We start from the raw sequence: 12,072 nt of genomic DNA, 5'->3' as shown, positions 1-12,072 counted from the left end.
GTGTGATACGTGAAGGAACAATTAATGAAAATGCTGGACGAGCGTAAAGATGAAATGATTCAAATTCGCCGTTATTTACACGAATACCCGGAGTTATCGTTTAAAGAAGAAAAAACGGCTCAATATATTGCCGACTTCTATAAAGGCAAGGATGTCGATATACAAACTAATGTTGGAAATGGATACGGAATTATTGTAACGATAAAGGGTGCTAAACCCGGAAAAACAATTGGATTGCGCGCAGATTTTGACGCACTTCCGATTGTGGAAGAAGCAGATGTGCCATTCAAGTCGAAAAATGAAGGTGTCATGCATGCATGCGGGCATGATGGCCATACGGCATATTTATTAATTCTCGCGGATTGTTTAATCCAATTGAAATCTGAACTATCCGGTACGATTAAAATCATCCACCAACATGCAGAAGAAGTTCCGCCAGGTGGAGCAAAGAGCATTGTCGAATCTGGACTGTTGGATGATTTGGATGAAGTATTTGGCATTCACCTTCTGCCGATTGCCCCTGCCGGTATGGTTGGCTACAACAAAGGCTATGCTTTCAACGGCCGGGCATACATGAAACTGAAAGTGCAAGGCAGAGGCGGACATGGTTCATCGCCTCATTTAGCGAACGATGCCATTGTTGCCGGGCACACTTTGTAACTGCAATACAAACGATTATTAGCCGTAGATTGAGTCCTTTTAGTATTGGTGTTATTACAATTGGATCTTTTGATGGAGCGGGCATATTTAATGTGATTAAGGATAGTGTGGAACTTGAGGGTGATATCCGTTACATGACAACTGAAACGAAAGAAATAATTGAACGGGAAATAATACGCATGGTTAAAGGACTTGAAGAGGAGTTCGATGTGGAATGCGACCTAACCTATACACCAGATTATCCGCCGTTATACAATAATCCTGAACTTACAGAAAAAGTAGCGAACGCACTGAAAAATGCGAATGTGAAAGAAATTACAGAGGTAAAAGAAGTGCCGCCAATGGCACCTTCAGAAGACTTCGCTTATTATGCCGAGAAATTCCCAGCTTGCTTCTTTTATATTGGGTGTACACCTAAAGGCGTTGAAAAACCATATTTCAACCATCATCCAAAATTCGATATCGATGAAGATTCGCTCCTTGTTGCAGCTAAAGCCGTTGGGCAAGTGGTTTGCAGTTTACAAGAATAATCCATTATTTAAAAATCGCCAGAACAGCTTGTATGAGCGGTCCCTGGCGATTTTCTTTAATTTTCAAGAGTGCTCTACTTCCCTACTTCCATCATTAACCCCTTATTTCCTTTCGTCAAAATGTTTTCATACTCGATGTATTCGTAAATATCATTATCTATCTTTTCACTAAACGTTGACAGTTCCTCCACTGTCAAATCCTCAATAGCCTTCTTCTCTGCTTCACAATAAATGATGATTTTCCCAACGATTTCATGTGCATCGCGGAATGGCGTCCCTTTGCTTACCAAATAATCGGCCACTTCGGTTGCATTAAGAAAGCCAGCTTTAATAGCCGCCTTCATATTCTCTGCATTCACTTGCAATGTATCGATCATTTTGGACATGATTTCCATGCAGTCCAGCACGGTATCAAGTGCATCGAAAAACTGCTCTTTATCTTCCTGCATGTCCTTGTTATATGTTAGCGGCAACCCTTTCAACGTCGTCAATAAAGCGAATAAAGAGCCGTAAACTCTGCCAGTTTTCCCACGTATCAGTTCCGCCGCATCGGGGTTCTTCTTCTGTGGCATGATGCTACTGCCTGTCGAATATGCATCTGCCATTGTAATGAACTTGAACTCCTGGCTGCTCCATAAAATCAGCTCTTCACTTAATCGGCTTAAATGCATCATAATGATTGAGAAATCGGACATCAATTCAAGCATATAATCACGATCGCTAACTCCGTCAAGGAAATTATCGACCGGCTTCGCAAATCGTAAGAGTGCCGTCGTTACATCCCGATCGATAGCATGTGTCGTTCCCGCAAGCGCACCACATCCTAACGGGTTTTCATCCAATAGTTCGAGTGCATTGCTGATTCGTTTCTTATCACGCTTGAACATTTGCTCGTAAGCGCCTAAATGATGTCCAAACGTGACGACTTGCGCCCGTTGCAAATGTGTATAACCTGGCATGATGACATTATTCGCTTTCGCTTTTGCATGCAATGAGTCAATCAATGACTGAAGGCCATCTTTTACTTCGACCGCCTTATTTTTTGCATATAACCGCATATCGACTGCTACTTGGTCATTTCGGCTGCGGGCGGTATGCAGTTTTTTACCTGTTTCACCAATGCGTTCCGTCAAGTGCATTTCCACGAATGAGTGAATATCTTCATAATTCCCTTCAATCACTAACACTCCACTTTCAATATCATGGAGAATGGACTCAAGCCCTTGTATGAGTAAATCCCCTTCCTCCGGTGTCAGCAAATCGCTATGGACAAGCATAGAAACATGGGCCAAGCTGCCTGCGATGTCTTCCCGGAACAGTCTATGATCTACTGGCAATGATGTATTGAACTGCTCCATTATTTGATCGGCGCGACTTGTAAAACGACCTCCCCAAAGCTTCATGTATAATCAACCTCCGTTATGTATTTTTATTCATTTTAATGTATTATAATGAATAAATGCCTCTATTGCAATGCATTCCTGAACAATAGTCAAATCCTTGATTGAACTTGAGTGAAATGCTATGCTTAACTGACTGACTGCAAAAGAGTGATTAAATTGACTAAATACTGTGACCAACAAAACTATATGGTTTATTCTAACTAACCCTTGACAACAATATGTCAAGGGTTTTTGTTTCCCCAGGGAAAAAATGAGTTTGGAGGCAAGAATTATGAATACAAAACAAAACCATTCCATCGCTTCAGTGTTTGCAATTTGGATCAGTTTAATAAGTAATATTGTTTTAACCGTGTTGAAAATCCTCGTTGGTGCGCTTTTCAACAGCCCCGTTTTACTGGCCGATGGCTTCCATAATGCGGGGGATGTTGTCGCTTCTGCAGCTGCTTTAACATCAATGCGGTATTCACAAAGACCTGCGGATGAAGACCACCCTTATGGCCATGGAAAAGCTGAAGTTATCGGTTCAGGAATTGTTGCCATCATTCTTGCCATCGCATCCATTTATATTGGTTATGAAGCTGTAAAAACATTTTTCGAAGAACCCGCAAAAGCAAGTGTGATTGCATTGATCACTGCAATCATCTCCCTCATCTGGAAGCAGGCGCTCTATATATACACAATGCGTATCGGAAAGAAAGTGAACAGCAAAGGGCTAATCGCAACTGCCTATGATCACTTGGCGGATGTATACGCCTCACTCGCTGCAGTCGTTGGAATTGGATTGGCACTCATTGGCGATGCCTACAATATTTCATTCCTTTCTTATGGCGATCCATTCGCAGGAGTAATCGTTTCCATTCTTGTTCTAAGGCTTGCATACGAAATTGGAAAAGAAGCAATGGATATCTTAATGGAAAAGAACGTCTCTGAAGAACGACTTAGGGAATTCGCGGCTTTGATACGCACGGTTCCTGAAGTAAAACGAATTGATCGCTTACGTGCACGTGAGCATGGCCATTACGTTCTTGTTGACTTACGTATTGGGATTCCGGGTACGATGACAATTCAGGAAGGGCATGATACCTCAAGTAAAATTCGGAACATGATCATCAATGAACACCAAGATGTAGATGAAGTACTCATTCATTTGAATCCCTGGTATCCCGGGAATAATTGGGCAAATTATAGTTGAATTACGGTATACTGTAGAGTGAAAAGGAGTGTCTCTCATGTTAAAAGAGAAAATTGAGCAATTAGTTGTTGGGAACGAACCATTATTCCCGATTGAAAAAGCATATGCTGTCAAACAAGGGTTAATTGATGAAAACGTAGACATTCACTATAAAGGGTGGGGCTACACCGTCATTGAAAGATGCTTGAAAGAGACAGAAGAAGTTATTAAAGAGGAACATGGGACCTTCATGAATGAACCGGTTTCCTATTTTAAAAGGAATATCGATGAATTTGTCTATATCGAATCAACCGCTTTCGAAATAATTAAAGTGGACGGCATGGCACTCGAAACAGATGATGTATTCCAAACTTATACAGTTTTATTCGGATTAAAAGTACAGAAAAAATGGGGACCTTTCCTGAAAGATTATTTGGCGGCGAACGTTGGATCTAAGACATATAGTGCAATGTTCTCTGATACAGACGGATTATGGGACGTCAATATTCCACTTAATCATTTGGAGGGGTTCGAAAGTGAAATGCCAATTACAGATGCAGTGGACCTTGCCTATCGATTCATCTTTAATTTACTTGAAGCAATCGAGGCTGCAAATTGAAACATGCATTTGAAGTGGATACTAAGAAGTTCATCTACACGTATGTGCGGCAAGTAGATGAACATGACCTATGCCGTTTGGAAATGAGGGCATTCTTTGGCTATGATAGCCCTACGAACGTCATTACGAGTAAAGTGAAAATCGATCCAAGCAGGAGCCCTTTCATAAGGGAGCGCTTGGAAGTCATTTTTTCAGGAAAAGACTTGGATGAAATAAAAGGACAAGCAACTGAATTTGTCACACATAAAAGTTTCAAAGTAACATGCCTGAACTCAATTGCGCTCAATATGACGCCTAAACTCCATCATCCAGAGCGACGAAGCATCGAGCGGGAAATTGGTGAAGTGATTCAAGGGGAAGCCGATTTACATGAACCTGAAGTTAACTTTGGAATCGTCTTATTGGATGAAGTTTGGTATTTTGGCATCATCAAGGAAAGCGAACCCATTTGGAGATTCCATATGAAAAAGCCCCATATGTATTCCACTGCGCTAAGCACGAGGGTTGCTCGCGCAGTCGCTAACATTGCAGTCCCTCACCCCGAGGGAATCCGTGCGATTGACCCTTGCTGCGGCATCGGGACTGTTTTGGTCGAAGCCCGCTCAATGGGAATTGACATTGTCGGTAGGGATATCAACCCTCTCGTTTGCCTCGGATCCAGGAAGAACCTTGCACACTTCGGGTTGGAAGGTGAAGTTGTCATCGGTCCTATTTCCGAAGTGACGAATACATATGATGCTGCAATTATCGACATGCCGTATAATTTATTCACCCATATTACGGCTGAAGGACAATTAAACATTTTAAAAGATGCCAGACGGATTACATCGAAGTTGGTAGTCGTCACGATTGAACCAATGGATCATATGATTACTGAAGCTGGATTTGAAATCGTTGATCGTTGTATAGCGAAAAAAGGAACATTCGAACGGCAAATTGTTGTTTGTGAATAAATTTAATAAAAAAAAGGACATAACATATTCGTCTTACTGAATATGTTATGTCCTTTACTATTTCAATTCCTGTTTCAAAAACTCTTTTAGATTTGGAGATTGATTATATTTAATTGCTGCCTGCTCGTCTTTTTCTATAATGGCTTTTGTTAAATCGATTTGATTGATACTTGCAATGGCAACTGCGTAATGGATAACATCTACTAATTCACGTTCCAGGGATGCATCTGATGACATAGATTTTCGGCCTTCTTGCTGGTTTAATACCTCTGCAACTTCACCAATTTCTTCGACCAACTTCATAAATAATCCAGTGGACATCCGTCCTTCTTTGTATTTTAATGATAAATAACTTTGTAATGCTTGAAATGTTAATTGATCCATAAGTAAGTCCTCACAATGTTAGTTATGTTTTACGACATTACGCTCTTTTGCTAATAGGAATCAAGATATCAAAATGAGGATTGTTAACATCCCGGTCATTCGGATATCTTTCGTGCTTTATCGGTAGCCGATCGAAATACTCCACGTCATCTTCCCTCAATGGCTCATATTTACTTTCCTTCAGCCATTGAAAGATATTGTCATAACTCTGACCAATGATGTGTTCTTTTTTATGATGTATCATTAAGTAAGTCATTTCAGGTATATAAATTTCTACCATACCCTCCGGGATTTGTTGTTCTTCACTAACTTCATACACGGAATAATGTACAAAGCCGTCAGGACGCAGATGATAGGACAATCCAAGTTGAACTTCTGGATTAATTGCATGCTCTAACTCACTTACTCCACTACTCATACTATAAATAATTTCTTTCAAAGAACTAACTTCGGTATACGGGCCATCCCACTTATATCCAATTGCACGATATGCTGGTATCTCCACAATTTCATATTGGAAGTTTTGCATTATTATTAATCCCCTTTTTAATATTAATGAACAATCAATTGCCTATTAGTCTTCGTATACTTTATATGATTCGTATTTGAATCCCTGATACAGATAGTTTTGTTTTTTGTACATTTCCCTTGGGGTGTCTTCACCATCGGCCACTAATATTACAACTTTCTCCGGAAATGAATCCATGACGAATTTTTGTAATCGACTTCCTATCCCCTTTTTCTGAAACGATTCATCTACAGTTAGGTTATCGATTTCTGCTGTTTCATTCGAGACAATGACATCAACATAACCTGCCGGAGATCCTTTATAAAAAGCCAAAACTTGAAGTATGTCGTGATCGGTAAATTGACGCTTTATAAGATCGGCCTTCTGTTCAGCAAATTCATTTCCAATCTCTAAGTCATGCTTATACTGCAAATCAAGATATATATTTAGTGTTCTATCTGTCACTGCTTGAATATCTATATCTGGATTGTTTGTTATTGAAGGGAAGTCTTTCGGCTGAATTGTATACAGCTCTAAAAAACCTGTTTCATAACCCCTATCGGCTAAATATGCAGAGAGTTCTTCTGTCGGCTTTATATTTGCCGGAAAAGAGAATTTCACATGCTTTTGGCCTCTTTTCACATGAAAATCCCTAAGATAATTTTCGATCTCTTTAAACTCAGTTAATGACGGTATCGTTTTAAATTCAATGAAATTACTATCATACCTGACTAACATCTCAGGATAATGAAAATGTCTATAAAGAGCATTTTCCTCCACTATGTTTCCAAGTATATTAATTTGATCAAATGTTATTTGTTCCATCTGTACTCTCCTAATTATCTGGTTGCGCTACGCTATCTTGCTGAACTTTTTCAATCAATAATTTTTTTATCTTTTCAAGGTAAGGAACTACAATTCCATCGTTAAACATACTTTCAAGTTCAGTTATAGTAACCCATTTTGCATCAGTTACCTCTTCTGGTTGAAGTACGGTGTCTTCAATATCAAAATCATGATGAAATAGCCACACATCTTTGAAATCGTGATTCCGACGTTCACTCTTTACTAATTCTCCATAGCTGCTTGATAGGTCAATCCCGATTTCTTCTTTTACTTCCCTCAGTGCACCTTCCAAACTGTCCTCCCCCGTCAAAACAGAACCTCCGGGGCATTCCCACATGTTCGGATAAGGCTTGTCGGGATGCCGTTTGGTTACCAAAATTTCTTGTCTACTATTAACGATCAAAACTGTGACGACCAAATGATAGTCTCCAGCAGGAAGAGGTTTTCCTCGCTCATGCTTCCTTCCAGTTTTAATTCTGTTTTTATCGTATATATCCCAATACTCCACCAGAATCCCTCCTCCACTTAACTAAGCTTCAACCATCTTATAGGTTATTCTTTATATACCCAAAAAACATCATCTCGCCATTTTCATTTTCAACAATACTGTAAGGTTCGATTTGATCATAATATCTTCGAGCAAATTTCCCTTCACCTACTGGGTAGATTTCAATATGAAGATTGCCAAAGAATCTTGTGAAATATAATTTGCCATTAATGAATTCGATCTTAATCTTATCCTTTAAGTATGTTCCACAATACTTTTCAAGTTGACTTTCATTAAGTGGAATTTCTCTATGCTTAGTCGGGGCAGCTATATCTACATGATGCAGCATATCTGAAATTGCATTACCTAACCTGTACTGATTTATAGTTTCATTATTGGACAGGATGATGATACAAATATCTTCCTCGAAAAAATTCTGCATGTACGTACAAATCCCAAGGTGATCCCCTCCGTGGGAAAACTTGTCTGTCCCGTAAACATGATGTTGTTCCAGTCCATAGCAGTAATTGTTTTGGTTCACGCTAAAAAACCTATCATACACTTTGCCGGACAGTAGTTTCCGATCCGCAGACAAGTATACCATTTGTACAAATCATCACAGTTTGAAACGATGGCCCCCGCACCGATGCTAAATTTCTCGTTAAAATACGGACTTTTGACGACTGAATCATAGTCATAAACATAATTACATGATCTGTTTTTTATCGTTTTACAACCGTCATCAACATAGCTGTTCAGCATATGTAAAGGCAAGAATATGTGGTTTCCTAAAAATTCATCGTATGTTTCTCCTGATACATTTTCAATAATCCATGCAAGCAAATTATAGTTCGAGTTATTATAATCAAATACTGTACCCGCTAACTTGGTTAGTTGTTTATTAATATACTTCTGAAAAAAATAGTCTCGTGAATAATCCATTCTATTGTAACCAGCAAAAAAATCATCTTCAAAGTTTGTAAAATTATATAAACCTGAGGTATGAGATAATAAATGATGGACAGTGATCGATTCGTCAATCTGCATTTCAGCAGGTAGATATAATTGAGCAGGTTTATCAATATCCAGCATTTTCTTGTCATAAAGGAGCATAATCGCAAAAGCTGTAAATTGTTTTGACATAGAGGCAACGGAGAAGCGTGAATTCATATCATTTTTTATTCCAAACTCTATACTTGCATAGCCATACGCATCTTCAAAAAGGACTTCCCCCTTTTTTTTCACTTGGATAACACCGTAGAAGTCCCACAGCTTTGCGTATTCGTTGATATACTCTTTTAGTTTTAATCGCAGAGCTTGCATGAATTCACACTCCAAACTTTTTTTGTTCAATTAAAATAAGTCAATGCGGCATATAACCGCATTGACCCTCCAGAATGGCTTTTATCTGGTTATAAGATATTTTCAATCTTTTTCAGAAGTTCATATGCACCTTCTGATTCATTGGAACAGACAACGATTGTCGTTTTAGTTTCTGGATAGCATACAGCACGGAAATTAACCCCCGGATCATATCCCATCTGTATATACTTAACTACATGATTACAGTCGTCTAACTCCATAAAACCGCTATAGCCATAATATATATTTTCCTCTTCATCTACTACCTCACGCGGCATTAACAACATCTTGGTCATTTCCTTGGACAACAGTTGGAAACTCGTTAATGCTTGCCAGAATCTAATCATGTCTTCGGCCGTGACATATGCTCCCCCGTCTGGTCCTCCTTTTGCCGGCACGGAATAAATATTTGTTTTCCAGTTACCTTCCGAATCCTCGATGTAACCAAGTGCTGTATTTACTGGCAAACGATCCAACTCAAAGTATCCCGAATTCTCCATACAGGCTTTACGAAAAATATGTTCCTCAACGAATTCATCAAAACTACATTGGGCCACATGTTCTACAATTAGTCCTAACAATATATAACCAGTGTTGTTGTACTGAAACGAACAGTTCAGATTTTCCTGCATTTTTTCATACTGAAACATAGGCAAGAAATCCTTCGGAGCCCGGATGTGATACATAGGGAGCGATTTCCAGAGCAACGCGAAATCGTCCATTATTTCTTCATTGAAGTAGTCTGGTACACCTGATGTATGTGTTAGTAAGTGATGAATAGTAATATCTTTATCAAAATAAGGAAAATCTATATCTAAACAGTCTTTTAATTTTGTACCAAATGAAATTTTCCCAGCTTCAACTAACAAACAAATCGCTACTGAGGTGAATATTTTACAACCTGAAGCAATTGCAAACCTTGTATTTTCTTGATTATCAATTTTCTCCGATCGATTGGCGAAACCATTACTTCCCTCTATGATTTCGTTTCCTTTTTGAGCATAAAAAGCGCCTGAAAATAGAAGCTCCTTTGTACTTTATCCAAGTAGCTTAATTTGATTTCTGTATTCATTATGATTCCTCCTGAATTCCTTTTATGGTTTTTTTATTTTATTGAAAGGAATTCAGTTAGTTTGTTCATACCATATAACGGATCATCATTATGTCCTCCCTTTCAGAAAAGATAATAGTAGATAAATTGTATAGTAAAATCTTTTGGGATGCAATTCAAGTGTGAATATTCCTAATCATATAATTACCTTGTAGCTTTTCACCAAATACCCTAAAACCTAAAACTCTACCTAAAAAGGGAAAAAGAATATGTCTTATAATCTCCTGTATCAGAGGAGAATTGAAGTACATTTCCATCGGTGGGTATCCCTTTGAAATAGGCACCAATACAGCCTGTGGTACATCTGTGACCGGCTATAAGAATATTCATCTCTTTATCCCCATATTGCTTTTGAAGTTCTTTCATGAAATCAAACACTCTACTTGCAAATTCAGTTGGATTTTCAACCCCATTATAGGTAGATAAATCGGGTAACAACCCAACCCTTTTTACTTCACTAATAGGTAAACCGTCAGCTTCCCCTACATCAAAGACATCCAATCGATCATCCATTAGAGCTTGTGCCCCTGTAATAATTTCTGCTGTTTGAACCGCTCTTTTTTGTGGTGACGAAAAAACAAAATCAAACTTTACATTCTGTAATTTCACCTTTAATGTTTCTGCTTGTTCGATTCCGTAATCGTTTAACGGTACACCCATTCTCCCCTGCATTTTTCGATCTTTATTCCATTCTGTTTGACCATGTCTCACTACATATATCATGGGAAACCCCCTTTTTTTCTTTTCGCTCCAATCCACAGTGTTCTACGGGAAGTCGCGTCGGTTCTATGGGAAGTTACCGCTGTTCTACGGGAAGTCCACGGTAGTCTATGGGAAGTCACTCCGATTCTACGGGAAGTCTGCCGCGTTCTATGGGAAGTCACCCCGATTCTACGGGAAGTCCACCGAGGTCTATGGGAACTTATCCCGATTCTACGGGAAGTCCGCCACGTTCAACGGGAACTGACCGCAGTTCTATGGGCAGTCTAAGCGTTACAAATCCAAAAGCGACTGATTCCGTTCAATCCTCATCCTATAATGGTTCATGATTCGAATCTGTTCTTCCGTTATCTTTTCTTTATTCCAGTACATATGCATTAAACTGTACTCAAATACTTCCTTTAATTTAATGAACAATGGAAGTTGTTCTAACATTTCTGGGGGAAGGTCATTTTCCTCCAGGTAACCGTCAATGATTGCTTTTGTAATTTCCGTCCATAATCGACTATGTTGCCCCCTCCTACAAACGAATACTCGATTGCACTGTAGATTGGAACTGCCAAATCAAAAATGTAGAAGTTTTTCTCGCAGTCTTGAAAATCGACCATCGCCAAATTTGATTCATCATCAACCAAAATGTTTTCCAACCATAAATCTCCGTGCAATAACCCATAATTTGAGGTGTTTTTTGGCAATCCTTTTACAGTTAATAAAACATCTTGTGCAATTTTTCTAATTGCGGTTTCTTCTTCAGGAATATATTTAAGAAAAGCATATTCCTCATTATCGTGCCAATCGTTGATATACTTTACGGGTGGATCTCTTCAAATTTCCTCGAGAAACGATGCAATCTACCGATTTGACGGCCTAATTCTTTTAATACGTTGGCATTCCATTGACTTCTCTCCAAATGGACACCAGGCGCCGCTTTATATAGAACGGTTAACACTTCTTTATCGCCAAGTGTTATTTTTTCTACTACATTTCGATTCAATGAAGAAACTGTTGGCGACACTGCCAACCCTTCTCTATTCAAAAAGTTTGTATAAGTCACTTCTTCAAGCTGTTCATCGTATGACTTGTAATTGGTGATTCTGGCGAAATAAACGTCTTGTTTCGCGGTACATCGGAACATCTCATTTGTTACTGGTTGAGCTGCAAGGAACTCCACTGGATATAAATCATTGAGTATTTTAATTAATTGTGTCGAATCTCCGTTTTGAAACATTTACAAAGTCACCATCCCTAAAAAACAGATATTTCCATACATTTTATACATAATAGACTGAATTTACAATGCAAAAAGAGGATATATGTT

General features: G+C 38.8%; 12 protein-coding genes and 2 pseudogenes. 4 read left to right on the top strand and 10 right to left on the bottom strand.

Annotated elements, in window-relative coordinates:
• Window positions 1–9: 9 nt before the first annotated feature.
• A pseudogene (locus QNH10_RS10390) lies at window positions 10–1,190 on the top strand (amidohydrolase).
• 74 nt (window positions 1,191–1,264) lie between these two features.
• On the opposite strand, the gene argH reads toward QNH10_RS10390, so the two are convergent.
• Entirely contained in the window at window positions 1,265–2,593 is a 1,329-nt protein-coding gene (argH, locus tag QNH10_RS10385) for an argininosuccinate lyase (RefSeq protein ID WP_283734523.1), read from the bottom strand.
• A 271-nt stretch (window positions 2,594–2,864) separates the two neighbouring features.
• On the opposite strand from argH, the gene QNH10_RS10380 reads away from it, so the two are divergent.
• From QNH10_RS10380 to QNH10_RS10370, 3 genes are read left to right on the top strand one after another with little or no spacing between them, the layout of a single operon-like run.
• A complete protein-coding gene (locus QNH10_RS10380; protein WP_283734522.1) occupies window positions 2,865–3,785 on the top strand; it encodes a cation diffusion facilitator family transporter in 921 nt (306 codons plus the stop codon).
• A 37-nt stretch (window positions 3,786–3,822) separates the two neighbouring features.
• Window positions 3,823–4,383: a branched-chain amino acid aminotransferase gene (locus tag QNH10_RS10375; RefSeq protein ID WP_283734521.1), complete on the top strand. Its 561-nt coding sequence runs from the start codon at window positions 3,823–3,825 to the stop codon at window positions 4,381–4,383.
• Window positions 4,380–5,336: a TRM11 family methyltransferase gene (locus QNH10_RS10370; protein WP_283734520.1), complete on the top strand. Its 957-nt coding sequence runs from the start codon at window positions 4,380–4,382 to the stop codon at window positions 5,334–5,336. The genes QNH10_RS10375 and QNH10_RS10370 overlap by 4 nt, the downstream gene beginning before the upstream one ends.
• Window positions 5,337–5,393: 57 nt before the next feature.
• On the opposite strand, the gene QNH10_RS10365 is transcribed toward QNH10_RS10370, so the two are convergent.
• From QNH10_RS10365 to QNH10_RS10325, 9 genes and pseudogenes are all read right to left on the bottom strand, one after another.
• A complete protein-coding gene (locus tag QNH10_RS10365) occupies window positions 5,394–5,720 on the bottom strand; it encodes a MazG nucleotide pyrophosphohydrolase domain-containing protein (RefSeq protein WP_283734519.1) in 327 nt (108 codons plus the stop codon).
• A 37-nt stretch (window positions 5,721–5,757) separates the two neighbouring features.
• A complete protein-coding gene (locus tag QNH10_RS10360) occupies window positions 5,758–6,249 on the bottom strand; it encodes a GyrI-like domain-containing protein (protein ID WP_283734518.1) in 492 nt (163 codons plus the stop codon).
• A gap of 45 nt (window positions 6,250–6,294) precedes the next feature.
• Window positions 6,295–7,053 carry a GNAT family N-acetyltransferase gene (locus tag QNH10_RS10355; RefSeq protein WP_283734517.1) on the bottom strand — a complete coding sequence of 253 codons (759 nt, stop codon included), beginning with the start codon at window positions 7,051–7,053 and terminating at the stop codon, window positions 6,295–6,297.
• A 10-nt stretch (window positions 7,054–7,063) separates the two neighbouring features.
• Window positions 7,064–7,582 (bottom strand): NUDIX hydrolase, encoded by a 519-nt coding sequence (locus QNH10_RS10350; protein WP_283734516.1) that lies wholly within the window; start codon window positions 7,580–7,582, stop codon window positions 7,064–7,066.
• Window positions 7,583–7,619: 37 nt separating this feature from the next.
• On the bottom strand, window positions 7,620–8,003 hold the full coding sequence (locus tag QNH10_RS10345) for a hypothetical protein (protein ID WP_283734515.1): 384 nt from the start codon (window positions 8,001–8,003) through the stop codon (window positions 7,620–7,622).
• A 95-nt stretch (window positions 8,004–8,098) separates the two neighbouring features.
• Window positions 8,099–8,884, bottom strand: coding sequence for a serine hydrolase domain-containing protein (locus QNH10_RS10340; RefSeq protein WP_283734514.1), 786 nt, complete (start codon window positions 8,882–8,884; stop codon window positions 8,099–8,101).
• An 89-nt stretch (window positions 8,885–8,973) separates the two neighbouring features.
• Window positions 8,974–9,864, bottom strand: a complete 891-nt coding sequence (locus QNH10_RS10335; protein ID WP_283734613.1) for a serine hydrolase domain-containing protein — start codon at window positions 9,862–9,864, stop codon at window positions 8,974–8,976.
• Between the two features lie 356 nt (window positions 9,865–10,220).
• Window positions 10,221–10,757 carry a histidine phosphatase family protein gene (locus tag QNH10_RS10330; RefSeq protein ID WP_283734513.1) on the bottom strand — a complete coding sequence of 179 codons (537 nt, stop codon included), beginning with the start codon at window positions 10,755–10,757 and terminating at the stop codon, window positions 10,221–10,223.
• Between the two features lie 270 nt (window positions 10,758–11,027).
• Window positions 11,028–11,982, bottom strand: a pseudogene (locus QNH10_RS10325) (phosphotransferase enzyme family protein).
• Between the last annotated feature and the right edge of the window lie 90 nt (window positions 11,983–12,072).

It is taken from the genome of Sporosarcina thermotolerans (assembly GCF_030067815.1).
Taxonomy (GTDB): Bacteria; Bacillota; Bacilli; order Bacillales_A; family Planococcaceae; genus Sporosarcina; species Sporosarcina thermotolerans.
This window is presented reverse-complemented; position numbering and strand designations above follow the sequence as displayed.

Excerpts from the sequence above, each read along its gene's own strand:
- argH (WP_283734523.1), bottom strand. The coding sequence starts at position 2,593 with ATGAAGCTTTGGGGAGGTCGTTTTACAAGTCGCGCCGATCAAATAATG.
- QNH10_RS10380 (WP_283734522.1), top strand. The coding sequence starts at position 2,865 with ATGAATACAAAACAAAACCATTCCATCGCTTCAGTGTTTGCAATTTGG.
- QNH10_RS10375 (WP_283734521.1), top strand. The coding sequence starts at position 3,823 with ATGTTAAAAGAGAAAATTGAGCAATTAGTTGTTGGGAACGAACCATTA.
- QNH10_RS10365 (WP_283734519.1), bottom strand. The coding sequence starts at position 5,720 with ATGGATCAATTAACATTTCAAGCATTACAAAGTTATTTATCATTAAAA.
- QNH10_RS10360 (WP_283734518.1), bottom strand. The coding sequence starts at position 6,249 with ATGCAAAACTTCCAATATGAAATTGTGGAGATACCAGCATATCGTGCA.
- QNH10_RS10355 (WP_283734517.1), bottom strand. The coding sequence starts at position 7,053 with ATGGAACAAATAACATTTGATCAAATTAATATACTTGGAAACATAGTG.
- QNH10_RS10345 (WP_283734515.1), bottom strand. The coding sequence starts at position 8,003 with ATGCAGAATTTTTTCGAGGAAGATATTTGTATCATCATCCTGTCCAAT.
- QNH10_RS10340 (WP_283734514.1), bottom strand. The coding sequence starts at position 8,884 with ATGCAAGCTCTGCGATTAAAACTAAAAGAGTATATCAACGAATACGCA.
- QNH10_RS10330 (WP_283734513.1), bottom strand. The coding sequence starts at position 10,757 with ATGATATATGTAGTGAGACATGGTCAAACAGAATGGAATAAAGATCGA.